Source organism: Marinomonas lutimaris (assembly GCF_019426345.1).
GTDB lineage: Bacteria > Pseudomonadota > Gammaproteobacteria > Pseudomonadales > Marinomonadaceae > Marinomonas > Marinomonas lutimaris.
In genome coordinates this window covers 20792-41101 of record NZ_JAHLLW010000023.1, presented here as the reverse complement: position 1 = coordinate 41101, position 20310 = coordinate 20792, and the positions used below count along the sequence as shown (strand labels likewise).

The following is a 20310-nucleotide window of genomic DNA, read 5'->3' as shown; positions in this document are numbered from 1 at the left end:
ACTTTATTGAGGGCAAACAATTAAACTTTAAGACAAACCGAACTGCCGATTAAACTCAGCAATTTTAGCACGTCTTATCGCTTTTAATTCCTGCAATTGATCCTCAACTAGACTTTTGGCACCCTCTATTCTGTCAACATCGTTACTGGCCACCGCGCCCTCTAACTCTCTCTCATACGTATCCAACAGAGTGTCATAATCATCTTGATACGCTTCTTCCACCAGCGCCAAAGCTACTTGATGCTGATAGCCAGCCGTTTGTTCCGAGTGCTTTTGGATGTAAGCCAATGAATTATCAAAATACAGTTGTTTTAATGAGTCTGTTTGAGAATCAGCACTTTTAAGTGTATTTTTTCTATCATCCGTAAGTACTCTAGCTTGCAGCACTTCCGCTTCATAATTAATCCCACCAGTCTGGGCAAAACTAACAGGTACCGTATTCAACACAAGAATCGCGGTAAGAGACTGCAGTTTTTTCAAGAAAACTTTCTTCATGCGGACCTTCTTGTTCTATGCAAATATAAAGTCTGCCTTGGTTTGCTTTTTAACTCCCATCAAAAAACAAAGTCGTCACAAGACAAATAAAAGTAACAGTTGATTCTATTGAGACAAAACAATAAGAACAACACCCAAAGTACAGATGCACATTTTAACCTTATCTTTACGCCTTTAAGGCCTATTACCTGACACTGCACTCAACAGCACACTACAAATAAGGCGATATATTCTGCATGACGCGACTTACATAGTCTTCATTTTCACCAACTGGGGCAACGTAGTCGATAGCGTTTTTCGCTTCTTCAATGCTGTCTAACCGAGCAATTACCCAAGCAGCAAGATAATGAGAGGCCAAGCAGCCACCAGCAGTAGCTACATTTCCTTTTGCAAAAAAAGCTTGATTAAGTACTTCAATGCCAGCCTCTTTTACCCATGGCAATGTTGTTATATCGGTACAAGCAGGAACATCGTCCAATAATCCCAGTTTAGTTAAAACTAAAGTGCCAGAACATTGAGCCCCAATTACCTGACGACTTGGGTCAAGTTGTAATTGCGCCATAATAGATGCATCAGCTACCACTTCTCTTGTTTTTATCCCACTCCCTACAATGACAGCATCAGCAGAAGATAAGCTTTCAAGGGAAGCCTGCCTTTCAATCACAACACCATTCATTGACTTAACTTGTTTAGTTGGGCTGGCAATAGATACCTTCCAGCCTTTATTTTTTACTCTGTTCAAAATACCAAGCGCTATAAATGAGTCCAACTCATTAAAGCCATCGAAAGTTAAAATGGATATATTCATGATTTAATTTACTCCCACGTTTGATCATGAACATATCCTATTCCATCAATTCATGACAATTAAATTCATGAATTGCATAAAACCAATGCTACGAATGATCAACAGCAAGAAAGCTCGATTTAAAAGCCAAACTGAAAATGTACTCTGAGCTTAACCAATTGAAATAAAAAGCATTCTCATTCATGGGGTATTTTTCTATTTGTAACCAAATAATTTAAATCTGTCACAGAAACTTCATCAAACCCTGATTTAATCCTTTTCAAGAACCCTATCTCAGTGGCTCTCTCACTTTCTTTTTACACACGTAGTTCAGGTTGCGACCTGTAGGAATCAAGGAAAAAATCATGACTAATTCTGTCGACTCAAATCGCCGTCGTATGCTCGGCTTTATGGCTGGTGCACCATTACTACCACTTGCAGGTGGTGTATTTAGCTCTACTGCTTTTGCAGGAATGACTGATGCCCCTCTTTCTTCTGTTAGCTTTGTTCCTATGGCCGCACCATCACTAAGCAATCCTGCTGCCATGTCAACCAACCTTATTAACTCAGCGATGCAATTGAAGTTCGAAGATGGCACAAGCCGCATGGTTAAACTCGATTACCAACCATTCTTCATGACGGGCGACAAAGTTGCAGACGGTAATGGCAATACTGTAATTGCTGGTGGTTATTACGACATCAACAACAAGCCAATTCTTGATCCTAGCGCCGGAAATCGCCAATTTTTCTCAGACTGTCCAGATGGCTCTAGCTTATTAACCGTTAAAGATGCAAAAGTAGCTGGCGTTTACGGTAATCACGTCTTTGCAGTCGTTCAATTTGAATATGCTACTCGCGATGGTGCTGGCGAAGACATGTACGGCAAGCTGCCTTCTCCTATTGCTATCCTGACCTTAGACCAAAATCCAGAAACCGGTGAATTGAAACTGGTTAAATACCACAACGTTGATACGTCAAATGTTGGTGGTTTATGGATCACCTGTGGTGCCAGCCTTTCTCCTTGGGGAACTCACCTTTCCAGTGAAGAATACGAACCAGATGCCTCTAAAGCAGATGACAAACAATTCAAAGCCTATTCTAAAAACCTATTTGGTGATGAAAACAAAGGCAAACCATACAACTATGGTCATTTGCCTGAAGTAACGGTTAACAAAGACGGAACGGGGTCTATCAAGAAACATTACTGTATGGGTCGAATTTCTCACGAGCTTGTACAAGTTATGCCTGATGAGCGCACTGTTATCATGGGTGACGATGCGACAAACAGCGGTTTGTTTATGTTCATTGCAGATAAAGCCCGCGACCTTTCTTCTGGTAAGCTTTACGTGGCTAAATGGACTCAAATTTCTAGTAAAGGCCCAGGTGCAGGCGATATCTCTTGGATCAAATTAGGCGAAGCCAATAGTGATGAGATTCAACGTTTGGTAGATGCGGGGATTAAATCGACCGACATCATGGAAATTCATACTAAAGACCCTAAAGATTCTAGCTTCACCAAAATTGGCTACGGCGGTAAAACCAACTGGGTAAAACTAAAACCTGGCATGGAAAAAGAAGCTGCTTTCCTAGAAACTCACCGTTATGCAGCATTAGTTGGCGGATCATTGGGATTCACAAAAATGGAAGGCACCACTGTCAACATTAAAGACAAAAAAGCCTATTCAGCTATGTCTTATATCTACAAAACCATGACAGATGGCAGCAACGACATTCATGTTGAAGGTCCTAAAGCGGGTGCGGTTTATGAACATAAATTAACCGGCGGTCAAAAAGACAATAACGGCCAAGCAATCGACAGTGAATGGGTATCTGTTCACATGCATGCTCCTGCAAACCTAATTGGCGAAGACTTAGCAACGCCTGATGCACTTGGCAACACAGCTCACGCTGATCGTATTGCGAACCCTGATAACATCAAGTTCTCTGAAAAACTTCGCACTTTGTTCATTGGTGAAGACAGTGGCAACCACGTGAACAACTTCCTTTGGGCTTATAACGTAGACAGCGGTGAGTTATCACGCATCATGTCTTGTCCTGCTGGCGCAGAATCAACTGGCTTACACGCTGTAGATGAAATCAACGGCTGGACTTACATCATGAGTAACATCCAACACGCTGGTGACTGGGATGACAAACTACACGCGAAAGTAAAAGACACATTAGATCCATACATTCGCGCTAACTACAAAGACCGTTACGGTGCTGCTGTTGGTTACATCACGGGCATACCTAAGATATGAGCGCCTAAGATTTAAGAGCTAGCGCTTTAGTTACGTAAAAACGAAAAGGGCAACCATCTGGCTGCCTTTTTTTTATCGATTAATTGCATTCAAACCAGATAATATGTTCCCAAGTTCTACATTGATGAATTCATCTGCTTATGCATCATAGTAAGTACATATTAAGACAACAACAAAACAGCGATTGAAAAACAGACAAACATCGAGCCTGTAATGGCGTCCACCCATATCATATGTCGTACAAAGAAAGCAGACACATAACCACATAACATGCTGTAGGTTAAATGCACAAGAAAAGTACAAAGCAACAAAATCAGTGTAAGGGTAACAGTCTGTGAAATTACGCTGCTCTCTTGGTGGATAAAAGCAGGAAGCAGAGCGGTAAAAAACACTAAGGTTTTCGGATTAAAAATGGACAGAATAACACCGGTTACGAATGTCATTTCTTTCTCGGACTTTTCGGCCTTTATCCCACCTTGTATACTTTTAAAGATAGACCATAAAATGCGCATACCTAAATAGCCAATATATAATCCACCAAAGTATTTGATCACCGAAAAGGCAAACGTAGAGTGCAAAATCAACGCACTTAAACCAGTTACCGTGGCGACAGAAACGACAGCCATACCAAATAAAATCCCAAGCATTACTGGCAATGTCCGTTTGACACCAAAGAACAAAGCAGAATTCAATACAGCAAGCGTACCTGGGCCTGGCGTCCCGGCTGCAACCAAACAAATTGCGATGTAATACAAAACAGTATCGTCACCAAGATTAAACATAATTCCTCCTATATAAAACAAGAAGCTATTATCTATGTAGAGATATTTGCTTATAGGATAAAATTGCGTTTTTATGACAACTCAACAACTCAAAGGGCATTTTATGAAAGAGGAAATCGGTTCACATTTCTTTAATCTGGATTGTTACGATGGGATTGAATGCGTGCGAGCAAACTTCAAAAATCAGCACTTCTCAAAACATATACACGAAGGTTACGCTATTGGCGTCATTGAACATGGGGCACAAAGTTTTTTCAGCCAAGGAGAGAACCACACTTCCGGCGCGGGTAGTTTAGTTATTGTGAATGCCGATACCGCCCATACTGGTAGCCCCGCCTCAGAAAATGGTTGGGGGTATAGAGCCATGTACCCAACCCCAGAGCTCTTTGATGATCTTTTAAGTGACTTAACATTCAAATCAAAAAACGCACCCTATTTCCATCGTCCGATTATTGATGACGAAAAGCTTATAAAACTATTTAACCTCATATTCCGCTCTCTCGCTGATAAGCCATCAAGGCTAACCATAGAAACAACAGTTTATAATTTTTTCGTACAATTAACTCTCAATAGTAAAACCAACAGCTCAGTCATTCCTTCGAAAAAAGCAAATAAGTCATTACTAATTGCGAAAGAGTACATTCATGCTTATGCCAGCCAGGAAATTAGCCTAGAAAACTTATCAAGGTTAGCGGGTATGAGTAAATATCATCTCATTCGCCAATTCCAAGCATCATTTGGCATAACTCCTCACCAATATCAGATTCAATCTCGACTACAAAAAGCAAAATCATTACTCAAAAATGGTGAGCAACCAAGCAACGTAGCCTCAGAATGCGGTTTCTTCGATCAAAGCCATATGAACAGTCATTTTAAAAAAGCACTAGGAACGACACCCTACCACTATCAAAAACGAATTAATGCATAAACGACACATCAAAGTATTGCATTACAAACATAACCAAAACCTTGAAACATCTTATTTTATGCACCTTCTTACTGTTTATTGAAACAGTGAGAAACAGTTATGATAGAGCAAGAAAACGGTTACATGAATAATAAGGATAATATTTAACCGCTCTATCCCCCTCCTCCCCCAAAGAATAGCTAAGGAAGCATTCTCATGAAAAAATTTCTCGAAGACAGGCAAATAGGCACTAAACTTGGTTTAGGTTTTGGGTCTGTATTATTACTTGCCCTTATTGTTGGAATGGTCGGTATTTCTGGTGTAAATACTTTACTTAATAGAGCAGACAAAGTTCGCCTATCTAATGACTTAGACGATACAGTGGTTGATATGCAAATAGCCCGAGAGCACTATGTGGAATCAGGATCTACAGATGATAAAAATGAGCTAATTCGCCGAACGGAAACCCTCGCCAACTTATTAAAAACGGGCGAAACACTATACAACGGTGCAGACGTTAAAGACTTAATAAAGCAAACAGAGCAAAATCTCCTTGAATACCAAAAAGCGCTAACAAACCTTACTAATGCCCGTAACAAGTGGGAAGACATTGATAACAATGCCACCACAATACGCCGCAGTATATTCAACCAATACAATCAAACCATTCTAGAGCTTCGCCAGCAAAATGATGTAGAGAACATGAATACGGCTTTAGATGTCGCAAACAGCTGGTATGCTTTGACATCAGAGATAAATGACTATGTCATCAAAAAAGAAAATATACCTTTAGAGCTTGTTACAACAAGATTCCAAGCGATTATCAACAAGACAAAAAATCTACAGCTATCAAGTGACCTGCAAAGTAAACAGCAAACAATCCTATCTCTTTTAAATCAATACGAAGAGCTTGGAAAAAGTAATCCCGCCGTTAATGCTGAACTTGTAAAAGCACAAGAAAAGCTAATGAATTTGTCATCTAGCATGAATGATAAAATTGATTCAATCACATCCCTTCAAGAGCAAAAAAGCAAAGAAGATGGTGAACGAGTATCAACCTTATTAATTACCGTCACTGTGATTGCTATTTTGATGGGAATATTCTTTGCTCTTCTAATCCGCCATATGATCGTAAAACCAATGAATGATGTTAAGGCCGCCGTTGAGAAAATATCTAATGGCGACTTAACTCAGACATTAAAAACAGATCGCAAAGACGAACTAGGCCAACTTTATAACAATATTGGGGTAATGAGTCGCACTCTAAACAAGCTCATTTCTGAAGTTATTACTGGCGTTCTAAATTTAAGCTCAACCAGTGAGCAATTAGAAACAATATCAAAACAAGGCCAGACAATGATGCAGTCTCAAAAAGATGAAACCGATCAAGTAGCGACGGCAATCAATGAAATGTCTTCCACAGTCTCTGAAGTTGCTCGTAATGCGGAAACAGCAGCAGAAGCAACCACTAAAACTGACAACATAGTAAACCAAGGCAATTTGAAGGTATCAGACACAGCGAAATCAATCGAATCGTTAGCTAGCGACTTGACTGTAACCAGCACAGCAATGGAACAACTAAAAATACGCACTGATAATGTCGGCAATGTATTAGAAGTTATTAAAGCCGTTGCAGAGCAGACCAATTTACTAGCACTAAATGCGGCAATAGAAGCGGCACGAGCTGGTGAAGCAGGACGAGGCTTTGCGGTAGTGGCAGACGAAGTGCGTGGACTAGCTAGCAGAACTCAAAGTTCAGCTAAAGAGATTGAGGACTTAATTGTCGAGTTGCAAAATGGCGCCCAAGAATCCCTGGATAAAATGCTAAGAAGCCGTGATTTATCTTCGAAAAACGCTGAACAAGCAAAAGAAGTATTGGAACTTTTCGCAAACATTAGCGAACAAGTCGGCTATGTCCAAGATATGAACAATCAAATAGCTACCGCAGCGGAAGAGCAATCTCAAGTGTCTGATGAGATCAATCGCAGTGTTGAAAATGTCCGTCAGTTAGCAGATCGAACCGCTGAAGGCTCTATCGAATCTGTTGCTGCCGTTAGCAACTTGAGAGCATTAAGCCATCAACTTAAATCACTAACAGATCGCTTTAAAATCTAATCACCATCTAGTCAATTCTGGAGGAAAAACGATCACCAACAGTCACCTAATTCATTCCGAATAGGTGATTGTTTTTATTTAAAGCTTTCATTACCAGTAACCCAATACCTTCCACCATAAGCCACCGACAACACCCCATACGGCTAAATTCACCACACTCATAATAAAGCCCATGATCCACCAATCTTCCATCGAGACATAACCAGACCCAAAGATAATCGGCGATGTGCCTGTAGCGTAATGAGTCAATGACATCATCAAGGAAGACGCGCCAGCCAGTAACAGACCAAGATACAAAGGTGGTGCACCTAACGCCAAACCTGCGGCATAGAAAGCAGCGAACATGGCCGTAATATGCGCCGTCGTACTGGCAAAGAAATAATGCACATAGAAATAGATTGCGACCAAGATGACGACAGAAATAGCCCAATCAAATCCTAAGTGTTCAATATTACTTTCAACAACAGTCGAAAACCATTGCACCAAACCTAGCTTATTCAAAAAAGTGGCCATCATTACCAAGGCGGAGAACCATACAACCGTATCCCAAGCTGATTTTTCTTTGAGCACGTCATCCCAGCTCAAAACACCTGTCACTAATAAAACAGACAAACCTAAAAATGCTACCGCCGTTGTATTCACCACATAGTCTGCGCCGAACAACATTGCAGGAATACCAGCCCAAAGAATTAGCAACAGAGCAAATACCGCCACCATCACCTTCTCACCATACGACATAGGTCCCATTTCGGCGAGTTTAGACTTTGCGTAAGTCCTTGCATCTGGCGTGCTTTTTATCTCTGGAGGATAAATGACATAAACAACCAAGGGCACAAGTGCAATACACACCAAACCTGGCAAAAGCGCCGCTAGTGCCCATGTCCCCCAAGTAATACTAATGTTAGCGCCAGTGGCATCAGAGATTAATTTAACAATTAAGGGGTTGGGTGCGGTTGCTGTAATGAACATCGCCGAAGTAATGGGATTGATATGGTAATTAACCAAGGCAAGGTAATGACCAATCTTCCGAGAAGTACCCTCTTCAGGTGAAGAACCAAAACTAGTTGCTATGGACTTCATAATAGGATGAATAATACCGCCACCACGCGCAGTATTACTTGGTGTTACCGGAGCAATAACCAACTCTGAAATAGCCAAAGCATAGCCAATACCGATGGTTTTTTTACCAAATAAAGAGATAAAGTAATAGCCGATACGATTTCCAAGCCCAGTTTTTGCTAAACCTCTAGAAATAACAATCGCAATACCAATCAACCAAATCAGAGAATTCGAAAAACCACTTAATGCATCTTTAATCGCACCTGCAGGCGAATCACTTGTTACGCCAGTTAGAGCAACTAGAGTAACGGCCAAAATCGCGAGCGCCCCAATTGGCATCGCCTTACCGATAATAGCAACCACAGTACCAACAAACAAAGCCAACAAATGCCAAGCATTAGCAGATACGCCATCAGGTACTGGCACAACAAACCAGATTAACAGCGTGATAAAAATAGAAATGAGTCCCGGAATCGTCCGGATATCAGAGGCTTTCATGAAAAATCCTTTCATCTTAGAAAAAGTTTCCCTGTTAAAAACAAGGGAATCACCCTGACATGGTAGGGCATTTAGCATTAGAAAAAGGTGATACACATCACAAAAGCAAGATTCACTAAAAATAAGCTAAAAAAAAGACCTGCCTCAGCAAGTCTTTTTATCTAATGATTCAAAAACGACAAATAGTTAAGAGAAAATCCCAGTTAGATTTTCATTCATCAAGGTTTGCCATTCTTTATCAAGTGGCGCCTCAAACAACATACGCTCGCCGTTCAACATAATGTCTAATCGCGTCGCGTGCAGACACAAGCGTTTAAAGCCAAGAGCTTTTGTCTCTTTTAAAGACTCAGCAGGCGAATATTTTTCATCGCCAACAATCGGATAACCTGCATATTGGGTATGAACTCGAATTTGATGCGTACGGCCTGTTACTGGCTCACACTCAACCAAACTATAACCTTCAAACTGTCGAACAAGCTTAAACCGAGTCAAACTCTCTTTTCCATCAGTATGCACTCTAACGACGCGCTCACCAGACTGCAGCTCATTTTTCAATAAAGGCGCGTTAACTTGCAATTTTCTTTTAGGCCAGCTGCCATAAACCAATGCAAGGTAAGTTTTTTGTACTCCTTCTTTTTCACGCAATGCTGTATGCAACTCTTTTAGGACTGCGCGTTTCTTAGCGACCATGATAAGACCAGAAGTATCACGATCAAGTCGATGAACAAGCTCAATAAACTTCTCTAACGGTCGCATTTGGCGAATAACTTCAACCAGACCGAAACTCAAACCACTGCCACCGTGAACAGCTAAGCCAGAAGGTTTATTAATGACGATCAACCCTTTGTCTTCATAAACAATGCGTGATTCTATCTCGCTTTTAAGGCGATCTGACAAGACAGGCTTGTCGGATTCTGGCGCAATAACAATTGGCGCAATACGCACAACATCTTCATTTTGAAGGCGATAGTCCGGCTTGGTCCGCTTTTTATTGACGCGAATTTCCCCCTTTCTAAGTAGGTTGTAAATCTTGCCTTTCGGAACACCTTTTAAAAAGGTAACCAAAAAATTATCGATTCGCTGGCCCGCATTATTGTCGTCAATCGTGACGTAACGAACCGCGGGACGCTCTGTTGAATTTAGTTCTGAGTCCGACATAAGCTAAGATTGGTTTCCTTTATAATTGAAGCACTTAGTTTTTACTGTTATATTCACATTCGCAAAGGGTAAGAGGCAACAAAACACCTCGAAGATAAGATGCAAGAATTGAATGACAATTGCCGAAGCGACACTTTGGCCCCCTATCTTACCTCTGTAACAGTTAATCTTAAATAATAAACCGCATGATTCGGAAAAATCCGCTTCAGTGGAAGGAACTCTCATTAAAATTGCTAGGCCGCGCGTTCGCGTTGTTTCGTAAAAGCAAAGAAACGAGACCGGTTAAAGAGACTATTTAGTATTGATCACGGCAGCGACCGCACAAAAGCGTTTAAGATAAAATAAACGAATCGCGTACTCCTCTCGCCAGAGAACACTGAATGACTTGCTCTAATTCTGAGTCAGATTTATTAATGGTTACCCTATCACTGTTGTGACTCTTTCGTATCAGCCCACAGAGTTCACACATATAATGATTAGAATGCTTATTAATGCAACTCAACAAGAAGAGTTGCGCGTCGCCCTAGTAGACGGACAACGTCTATATGATCTAGATATCGAATCCGGTTCTCGCGAACAGAAGAAGTCAAATATATATAAAGGTCGCATCACTCGCATTGAGCCGAGTCTGGAAGCAGCTTTTGTTGATTTCGGAGCAGATCGCCACGGCTTCCTACCTCTAAAAGAAATCTCCAAAACCTATTTTTCCAAAAAATCGAACCACGAAGGCCGAATTAACATCAAAGATGTGTTAAGCGAAGGTCAAGAAGTGATTGTTCAAGTGGACAAAGAAGAACGTGGTAATAAAGGCGCTGCCTTGACCACCTTCGTTAGTTTAGCGGGTCGTTATTTGGTTTTGATGCCAAACAATCCTCGCGCTGGTGGTATTTCTCGTCGCATCGACGGTGATGACAGATCGCACCTTAAAGAAGCCATGTCAGGCCTGAACACACCAGAAAACGGTGGCCTTATTGTTCGTACCGCTGGCGTTGGTCGTTCAACTGAAGAGTTGCAGTGGGATTTGGATTACCTTGATACTTTATGGTCATCCATCACCAAAGCAGCATCTGAAAAACCTGCCCCTTTCTTAATCTATCAAGAAAGTAACATCGTTATCCGCGCCATTCGCGATTATTTGCGTGAAGACATTGGCGAAGTACTAATTGATGAGAAAAGTGCTTACCAAGACGCTATTAACTTTGTTATGCAAGTAATGCCGCACTTCAAGTCACGCATTAAGATGTATACTGATTCAACTCCACTGTTTAACCGCTTCCAAATCGAAACTCAGATCGAAACGGCTTTCCAGCGTGAAGTTCGCCTACCTTCAGGCGGATCTATTGTTATCGATCCTACAGAAGCCCTAGTTTCTATCGATATCAACTCGGCCCGAGCCACGAAAGGCGGAGACATCGAAGAAACAGCACTGCAAACCAACTTAGAAGCAGCTGACGAAATTGCTCGTCAATTGCGCCTTCGTGATATTGGTGGCTTAGTTGTTATCGACTTCATCGATATGACACCAGTACGCAATCAGAAAGAAGTTGAAACACGAATGAAGAACGCTCTAGAAGCGGATCGCGCTCGCGTTCAACTTGGCCGCATTTCTCGCTTCGGTTTATTAGAAATGTCACGCCAGCGCTTGCGCCCTTCTCTTGGCGAAACCAGCGGCATTGTTTGCCCTCGCTGTAATGGCCAAGGATTTATCCGTGACGTGGAATCTCTAGCACTTTCTGTACTTCGTCTAATCGAAGAAGAATGCTCTAAAGAACGCACAGCTCAAATTCGTGCTGTTTTACCAGTATCTGTTGCGACTTTCTTGTTAAACGAGAAACGTACCAACATTGCTAAAATTGAAAAACGTAACAACGTTCATATTATTCTTGTGCCAAATCCACATATGGAAACACCGCACTTTGAAGTGGAACGTATTCGTGACGACAGCACTGTTGTTATGCAAAACGAAAACAGCTACACATTGGTAGAGACGCCAGAGCAGCCACCATACGAGCCTCGCAAAGCGAATGAAAACGTTCGCCCACAAGCAGCCGTGACTAGCATTGCACCAAAAGCACCAGCTCCTGAGCACACTGCACCAGTAGCAGCAACAACACCAAAAGCAGCGAAAAACACGCAGAATAAACCTAGCTTGCTTAAACGCATAATGACTGCATTGTTTGGCGAAACTAAAAGTACACCAAAACAAAAACCCGTAAGCAAAACACCTCCTGTAGCGCCTTCACAAAATGATCGTGATACCTCAAGCAAGCCTAAAGGGACTCGTGTAAACAGAAACAAACGTAACGTTAAGCATCAAAATGCGGACCGCGACGATAACAATACAGCTGAAAAAAATCGCTCTACTCGTCAATCTCGCCGAGAACAAGCCGAGGCTGGCACGAAAGGCACTAACAACAACCGTCGTAACAATCGCGGCAACAAACAAGAAACTCAAGAACCAAGAGTTGAAAAGCAAGAAGCTGCTGTAAAAGCTGCTCCGCGCCAACCTCAAAAAGAAGTCCCTGAAGTTAAAGAGCGTAAACGCGATCGCAATGACAATCGTCGTCGTAATGGCAAACTAAAAGATGAAGCATTAGAAGCAACTAAACTACAAGAGCAAGAAGATGCCGCTCTAGTGGAAGCCGCTCAAAATGCTGAAGTAGAAAGTAACGAAAACGGTGATGAACCTCAACGTCGTTCACGTCGCTCACGTCGTTCACGTCGCCCACAAAAAGAAGAAAACAACGCACAGCAAGAAAATGTTGAATCTACAACCGATGAAACACAATCTACTGACGTTGCAGCAGCTCAAACGGAAGAAGCAAAATCAACCGCTCCAGAAGTTAAGCATGCAGAAACAGAAGCCCAAGCAAAATCAGAAGACACACCGTCAGAACCTTCTACAAAAGAAGAAACTACAGCTGTTGAAGCTGTTGAAGCTATTGAAGCTGTTGAAGCTGTTGAAGCTGTTGAAGCTGTTGAAGCTGTTGAAGCTGTTGAAGTATCTCCAGCAGATACTCAAGAAACAACAGAAGAAACCGTTAAAGTCGAAACTCCTGAAGTTAAGCCTGCAAAACCTAAGATGTCAGTAAAAGCTCAAATGCGTAAAATCGAGCAAGAGACATCAGAAGTTGCAACTGAAAAAACTGAAGCTGAGCCAGAAACAGCAAACCTTTCAGAAGATAATCAAACAGCAACATCTTCGGAAGCGGTAAATTCAGCAGTCGAGACAAATACCGAAGCACAAGAAATTAATACAGCCACTGTAGAAACAGGGTCCGTAGAAGCTAACTCTGAAGACACAAAATCTGTAGAGCAAGAGGATACTAAGGCTACTGAGCCAGCTACCACTTCAGAAGCAACAACTACAGAAACAGCAATCGAAGAAACGAAAGTTGAGGAATCAAGCAATAACACTGGTCGCTCAACTCGAACTCCTCGTCGTGGACGCGGCAAAGCTGCTACTAAACCAGCAAACGCCGAAGCCAAAGCTCCAGTAGAATTACCAGCTGCTATTTTGGCTCAGCAAGAGAAGCTTCGCTTAGAGCAAGAAGAAAAGCGTAACGCTGCGACGTCACGTCGACGTGCATCAGCAGGCCGTGTGAAAAACGACCCTAGGATTGCACGAGAAGAAGAAAAAGGCGCCGAGCAAAGCTCAGAAGCCAATGCAGAGTAAGTGCTAAGCACTGCCGCTTCTTTCTAAGAAATACAAAGAGCCCGCACTATGCGGGCTCTTTTGCAAACAGAGCACTATGGATTATTTCAACGGATTGATCTGAATATAAATAACGGATAGGTACAAAACAATGATCATTGATTTCTCTCGCTTTAAAGATTGGACTCTTGCCGGCGATTTATTTGGCGGGGCAACCACCGCTATTGTCTCGCTCCCTTTGGCTCTAGCCTTCGGTGTTGCTTCAGGAGCTGGAGCAGAAGCAGGGCTTTGGGGGGCCATACTCGTAGGCCTATTTGCTGCGATATTTGGCGGATCAACCAGCCTAATCTCAGAACCAACTGGACCAATGACAGTCATCATGACAGCGGTACTAACCAGCATGATGGCCAGCAGCCCAGAAGGCGGTGTGGCTATGGCCTTTACCGTGGTGATGATCGCAGGCCTATTTCAAATTACACTAGGTTATCTCAAACTAGGCAAATACATCACACTAATGCCGTACAGCGTTATATCAGGCTTTATGTCTGGCATTGGTATTATATTGATTATCTTGCAAATCGCCCCTTTTCTAGGGCACTCATCTCCACCTGGTGGAGTGATGGGCACATTAAATGCCCTCCCCAATCTTATTGTTAACTTGAAATTCTCAGAATTATTTCTAGGACTACTAACACTGGCGGTGCTTTTTTATCTTCCAAAACACTGGCGCCGATACGTTCCCCCTCAACTGGTTGCATTGGTAACAATTACGCTTATTTCCATTCTATTATTTAACGACTCCGATGTGCGCCGCATAGGTGTTATTCCATCTGGCCTACCATCAATTCACTGGCCCACCTTTGAGCAGTCTGTATTTATAGAAATGATCATAAATGGATTAGTACTTGGTACTTTAGGTTGCATTGACACCTTACTTACAGCGGTTATTGCGGACAGCCTTACGCGTAAAGAGCATGATTCGAATCGAGAGCTTATCGGCCAAGGCACAGCCAATTTCTTCTCTGGGCTACTCGGCGGCCTTCCTGGCGCCGGTGCAACCATGGGAACTGTGGTTAATATACAGTCTGGTGGCAAATCACCACTTGCAGGTATTACCAGAGCCTTAATTCTACTATTGGTTGTACTTGGAGCATCCGAACTAATCAGCCCAATTCCAATGGCTGTGCTTGCTGGTATCGCTCTGTATGTAGGGATCAACATTCTCGACTGGAGTTTTTTGAAACGCGCTCACAAAATCGCCCTATCGCCAACTATCATTATGTATGGCGTTATGGCGTTAACTGTATTTGTTGATCTTATGGTTGCGGTAGGAATCGGCGTTTTTATTGCCAACATCATGACAATAGAAAAACTAAGTCGACTACAATCTGGAAACGTGAAAGCAATCAGTGATGCTGATGATGACATCCTGTTATCAGAAGCAGAGAAAGAACTGTTAGATCAAGCAGACGGAAAAGTATTACTTTTCTATCTATCCGGCCCAATGATTTTTGGCGCAAGTAAAGCCATTGCAAAACACCACAACCGGATCCATAACTATAAAGCCGTAGTACTAGATCTGAGCGCCGTTCCCATGATGGATCTAACCATAGGTCTTGCACTAGAAAACGCCATCAAAGACGCAATAGAAGCAGGCTGTGCCGTTTATATATTTAGCCCCAACGGACAAACCACTGAGCGACTTGAAAAGCTGGGCGTATTAAGCCGATTACCGCACAATGCATTCTGCGACTCTCGCAAATCCGCCTTAATTCAGGCCGTTGCCAGCCTAACAAACACATAACCTAGTCGCTCAACTAGATTTACATTAAACCAAAAGCAATAGACCAAAAAAAGCCGCTTATATAAGCGGCTTTTTTATTTACTTAGCTATTTAACAAAGCTACTCATTAAAGAGATAAGCGACGAACATCACTTAGCAATGAGTTCAAGAAGGTCATGAAACGACCAGCATCACCACCATTGACAGCTCTGTGATCATAAGACAGACACAATGGCAACATTGTACGAGGCTCAAACTCTTTACCATTCCAACGTGGCTCAATGTCTGCTTTAGAAACACCAAGGATACCCACTTCAGGACAGTTAACGATAGGAGTAAATCCTGTACCGCCAATTGCACCCAAACTAGAAATAGTAAAACAACCACCTTGCATATCAGCAGGTTTAAGCTGCTTATCAAGCGCCTTCTTAATCAACTCGCTCGCTTCTTTTGCGATTTGAATAACTGACTTTTTATCAGCATCACGCAAAACAGGAACAACCAAGCCAGCAGGAGAGTCAACAGCAATACCAATGTGTACATAATGCTTCTGAACGTAGCTTTCACCATCGGCCATTAGCGACACATTGAAGCTAGGATTTGCAACCATAGCTTGTGCAACCGCTTTAATCAGGAATGGAAGTGGCGTCAATTTAACACCTTGTTTCTCCATTTCGCCTTTCAAGCCTTTACGGAACTCTTCAAGATCAGAGATATCTGCCTTGTCGAACTGAGTAACTTGAGGCACAACAAGCGCGTTGCGAACCATGTTCTGAGCCGTCAGACGCTGAATCTTACTCATCTTAACAACTTCGACATCGCCGAACTTGCTAAAGTCTTGATCAGGCACAGTCGGTAGACCAGAACCTGTTGCAACACCCGCTGGAGCTGATGAAGCTTTTTGTACAGCCGCTTTCACGTAGGCATGTAAATCTTCTTTCGTAATACGACCACGAGGGCCTGTAGGACGAACAAGGGACAGTTCAACACCTAACTCGCGAGCAAGCATACGCACTGCTGGGCCAGCGTGAACTTTCTTCGAAGGTTCAGACAAGACAGCAGATTGATCCGCTGCAGGAGCCGCTTTTGCAGTATTAGTTTTAGGCGCTTCAGCAGGCGCAGGGGCCGATTTTTCAGCAACTGCCGCAGGCGCCGCAGCTTCAGAACCACCCTCTACTTCAAGCTCAAGGACAAGATGTCCTTCAGAAACCTTGTCACCAACCTTAATAGAAACAGATTTCACTGTTCCTGATTTCGGCGCAGGGATTTCCATGGAAGCTTTATCAGTCTCAAGAACGATAATAGAATCGCCCTCTTTAACCTGATCACCAGCCGCTACAGCAACTTCGATCACCTCTACACCTTCCGCCCCACCAATATCAGGAACCTTAACAGCCTCAACACCAGATACTGGCGCAGCAGCCGCAGGCGCTGACGATTTTGGTGTTTCAGCTTTTTCTTCTGAAGCAGCAGGTGCAGATGATTCGGTTGTTAGCACAAGTATGTCAGCACCCTCAGAAACCGTATCACCTACTTTGATCGAAATTTTACCGATCTTGCCTGTAAACGGCGAAGGTATATCCATAGATGCTTTATCAGTTTCCAAAACGATCAAAGAGTCACCCTCTTCAACCATGTCACCTTCAGCAACACAGACTTCAATAACTTCTACGTCAGTCGCACCACCAATGTCAGGCACAGAAACTTTTTCTTCACTAGAAGAGGATGAAGCTGGAGCAGTCTTCTCGGCAGGTTTTGCTGGCGCAGAAGCTTCTACTGGCGTTTCAGGAGCAGATTTTTCTGCACCTTCAACCTCAATAACAAGAAGCTCATCACCTTCAGAAACTTTATCGCCTTCTTTCACAGAAATGCTTTTTACTTTACCAGCCATGGAAGATGGAACATCCATGGAAGCCTTATCTGTTTCTAAAACAATAATAGATTGGTCCACTTCAATAGTGTCACCAACCGCAATACTGATCTCGATAATTTCGACATCAGTCGCACCACCAATATCTGGTACTCGAATGATTTCAGTACTCACAGAAATCTCCTTTGTCTTATAGACGCATCAAACTTAAAAACTTATCTGACTTAGGTATAAATATACACTAAGCCAGATACCTAGCTTGTTAGGTAATTAGCAAGTTACAGGGTTTGGCTTCTCAGGATCTAAACCAAACTTAGCAATCGCCCCACTAACTACAGATGCATCAATCACACCGTCTTTTGCCAGTGCATTCAAGGCAGAAACCACTACCCAATAGCGGTTAACTTCAAAGAAGTGACGCAATTGAGCACGAGTATCACTGCGGCCAAAACCATCTGTACCAAGCACGTTGTATGTACCTTTTACGAATGGACGAATTTGATCTGCGAACAATTTAATATGATCAGTAGATGCAATAACAGGACCGTTTCCATTCAAGCAAGATTCAACATAAGATATGCGAGCTTCTGACTCAGGGTGAAGCATATTCCAACGACTTACATCAAGACCTTCGCGACGTAGCTCATTAAAAGACGTTACACTCCAAATATCAGAGTTAACACCGAAATCATTAAATAGAATCTCTGCAGCCGCTTCAACTTCACGAAGAATAACGCCAGAACCAAGCAATTGAACTTGTTTCTTATTGGCTTTCTTAGCATGAGATTTAAGCTTATACATACCCTTAATAATGCCTTCTTCAACACCTTCAGGCATATCTTCGTGCGTGTAGTTTTCATTCATTACTGTTAGGTAATAGAAAACACTTTCTTTTTCTTTATACATACGACGCAAGCCATCTTGCATAATAACAGCAACTTCGTATGAATATGTTGGATCGTAAGACACACAGTTTGGAATTAGGCCAGCTTGAATATGGGAATGACCATCTTCATGCTGCAAACCTTCACCATTTAGCGTAGTACGACCTGCTGTAGCACCAATCAAGAAACCGCGTGCCTGCGAATCACCTGCCGCCCAAGCCAAGTCACCAATACGCTGGAAACCAAACATTGAGTAGTAGATATAAACAGGAATCATTGGAAGAGCGCTGTTTGCATAAGATGTAGCCAATGCCAACCATGCAGAGAATGCACCTGGCTCATTGATACCTTCTTGCAGAATTTGACCGTCAGCAGATTCTTTGTAATACATAATCTGAGTATGGTCATGAGGCGTATAACGCTGACCTTCAGATGAGTAAATACCTAGCTGACGGAACATGCCTTCCATACCAAAAGTACGAGCTTCATCAGCAACAATCGGTACAACACGTTTGCCAATTTCTTTATCTTTAACCATAACGTTTAGTGCACGCACAAACGCCATAGTAGTAGAAATTTCACGCCCATTTGTTCCCGCGATCTGAGACTTAAACGCTTCCAAAGAAGGAACTTCAAGCGCTTCACAATCATGGTTACGAATAGGGAAAGCACCATGCAACTCTTTACGACGAGAGCGCATATATTGCATTTCAGGACTGTCTTCAGCCGGCTTGTAATACGGCAAGTCTTTTAGCTCTTCATCGCTAATAGGGATACCGAATTTATCGCGGAACTGAGCAAGGGATTCTTCATCCAACTTCTTCGTTTGGTGCGCAGTGTTTTGCGCTTCAGCCGCTTTAAACATGCCGTAACCTTTAACGGTTTGCGCCAAGATAACGGTCGGCTGACCTTTATGAGAAGTTGCTTCAGAATACGCTGCGTAAACTTTGTAAGGATCATGGCCGCCACGATTAAGATTCATAATCTCATCGTCAGTCATGTCTTTAACCATTTCTAGCAATTCTGGATATTTGCCGAAGAAATGTTCACGAGTATAAGCACCACCATTTGCTTTGTAGTTCTGAAGTTCACCATCGCAAACTTCGTTCATACGCTTAACAAGCAAACCGTTGTGATCTTTCGCGAAAAGAGGATCCCAATGACGACCCCATAGACACTTAATGACATTCCAGCCAGCGCCACGGAATACACCTTCAAGTTCCTGAACAATTTTGCTGTTACCGCGTACAGGGCCATCAAGACGCTGTAGGTTACAGTTGATCACGAAAATAAGGTTGTCTAGATTTTCACGCCCAGCAAGAGCGATTGCACCTAAAGATTCTGGCTCATCACACTCTCCATCACCTAGAAACGCCCATACTTTACGGTCGCCTTGGTCGATAAGGCCACGACTATGCTGGTACTTCATAACATGTGCTTGGTAAATCGCCTGTAAAGGCCCTAATCCCATAGACACTGTTGGGAACTGCCAGTAATCCGGCATCAACCAAGGATGTGGGTAAGAAGAGATACCTTTGCCATCCACTTCGCGACGGAAGTTATCAAGCTGCTCGTCTGTCAGGCGTCCTTCAATATATGAACGCGCGTAAATACCAGGAGAAATATGACCTTGGAAAAAGACCATATCCGCTTGTTGTTTACCGTCATTACCACGGAAAAAGTGGTTAAAGCCGATATCATAAAGCGTTGCTGCAGAAGAGAAACTTGTAATGTGGCCGCCAAGTGTTGAATCAACACGGTTTGCCTTCATTACCATAGCCAATGCATTCCAACGAATTATAGAACGTATACGACGCTCCATAAATACATCACCCGGCAATGGCTTCTCATTTTCAGGAGCGATTGTGTTTCGGTATGCAGTCGTGATAGACGACGGTAAAGACGAACCAGCTTTTGAAGCTTCATTCGTCAAACGATTTAAAATGTATTGCGCGCGATCAGGACCTTCTTCGCGAAGGACAGACTCAAGCGCATCGACCCACTCTTTTGTTTCAATTGGATCGATGTCTTCGAGAATATGCTGCTCAGTCATCGT

Annotated in this window: 12 protein-coding genes; 5 read left to right on the top strand and 7 right to left on the bottom strand. The window is 42.7% G+C overall.

Features of this window, described 5'->3' with window-relative positions; all coding sequences use genetic code 11:
- Positions 1-27: 27 nt before the first annotated feature.
- Both KPL72_RS18835 and KPL72_RS18830 read right to left on the bottom strand, forming a co-directional pair.
- Entirely contained in the window at positions 28-495 is a 468-nt protein-coding gene (locus tag KPL72_RS18835; protein ID WP_219704048.1) for a hypothetical protein, read from the bottom strand.
- Between the two features lie 211 nt (positions 496-706).
- Positions 707-1303 (bottom strand): DJ-1/PfpI family protein, encoded by a 597-nt coding sequence (locus tag KPL72_RS18830; RefSeq protein WP_219704047.1) that lies wholly within the window; start codon positions 1301-1303, stop codon positions 707-709.
- Positions 1304-1647: 344 nt separating this feature from the next.
- On the opposite strand from KPL72_RS18830, the gene KPL72_RS18825 reads away from it, so the two are divergent.
- The gene (locus tag KPL72_RS18825) at positions 1648-3543 is read left to right on the top strand and encodes a PhoX family protein (RefSeq protein ID WP_219704046.1); all 1896 of its coding nucleotides are present in this window, start codon (positions 1648-1650) and stop codon (positions 3541-3543) included.
- A 161-nt stretch (positions 3544-3704) separates the two neighbouring features.
- Here the strand turns inward: KPL72_RS18825 and KPL72_RS18820 are convergent, their stop codons facing one another.
- Positions 3705-4325, bottom strand: coding sequence for a LysE family translocator (locus tag KPL72_RS18820; protein WP_212915302.1), 621 nt, complete (start codon positions 4323-4325; stop codon positions 3705-3707).
- A gap of 73 nt (positions 4326-4398) precedes the next feature.
- Here KPL72_RS18820 and KPL72_RS18815 point away from each other — a divergent pair, with 73 nt between their 5' ends.
- Both KPL72_RS18815 and KPL72_RS18810 read left to right on the top strand, forming a co-directional pair.
- On the top strand, positions 4399-5253 hold the full coding sequence (locus tag KPL72_RS18815; protein WP_219704045.1) for an AraC family transcriptional regulator: 855 nt from the start codon (positions 4399-4401) through the stop codon (positions 5251-5253).
- Positions 5254-5448: 195 nt separating this feature from the next.
- Positions 5449-7347, top strand: a complete 1899-nt coding sequence (locus KPL72_RS18810; RefSeq protein WP_219704044.1) for a HAMP domain-containing methyl-accepting chemotaxis protein — start codon at positions 5449-5451, stop codon at positions 7345-7347.
- A 90-nt stretch (positions 7348-7437) separates the two neighbouring features.
- On the opposite strand, the gene KPL72_RS18805 is transcribed toward KPL72_RS18810, so the two are convergent.
- A complete protein-coding gene (locus KPL72_RS18805; RefSeq protein WP_219704043.1) occupies positions 7438-8904 on the bottom strand; it encodes an anion permease in 1467 nt (488 codons plus the stop codon).
- Between the two features lie 186 nt (positions 8905-9090).
- Positions 9091-10062, bottom strand: coding sequence for a 23S rRNA pseudouridine(955/2504/2580) synthase RluC (gene rluC / locus KPL72_RS18800; RefSeq protein WP_219704042.1), 972 nt, complete (start codon positions 10060-10062; stop codon positions 9091-9093).
- Positions 10063-10534: 472 nt separating this feature from the next.
- On the opposite strand from rluC, the gene rne reads away from it, so the two are divergent.
- Entirely contained in the window at positions 10535-13738 is a 3204-nt protein-coding gene (gene rne, locus KPL72_RS18795) for a ribonuclease E (RefSeq protein WP_219704041.1), read from the top strand.
- Between the two features lie 130 nt (positions 13739-13868).
- Positions 13869-15521 (top strand): SulP family inorganic anion transporter, encoded by a 1653-nt coding sequence (locus KPL72_RS18790; protein WP_212915308.1) that lies wholly within the window; start codon positions 13869-13871, stop codon positions 15519-15521.
- A 106-nt stretch (positions 15522-15627) separates the two neighbouring features.
- Here the strand turns inward: KPL72_RS18790 and aceF are convergent, their stop codons facing one another.
- Both aceF and aceE read right to left on the bottom strand, forming a co-directional pair.
- A complete protein-coding gene (gene aceF / locus KPL72_RS18785; RefSeq protein ID WP_219704040.1) occupies positions 15628-17544 on the bottom strand; it encodes a dihydrolipoyllysine-residue acetyltransferase in 1917 nt (638 codons plus the stop codon).
- A gap of 96 nt (positions 17545-17640) precedes the next feature.
- A complete protein-coding gene (gene aceE / locus KPL72_RS18780; RefSeq protein ID WP_212915310.1) occupies positions 17641-20307 on the bottom strand; it encodes a pyruvate dehydrogenase (acetyl-transferring), homodimeric type in 2667 nt (888 codons plus the stop codon).
- Positions 20308-20310: the final 3 nt, after the last annotated feature.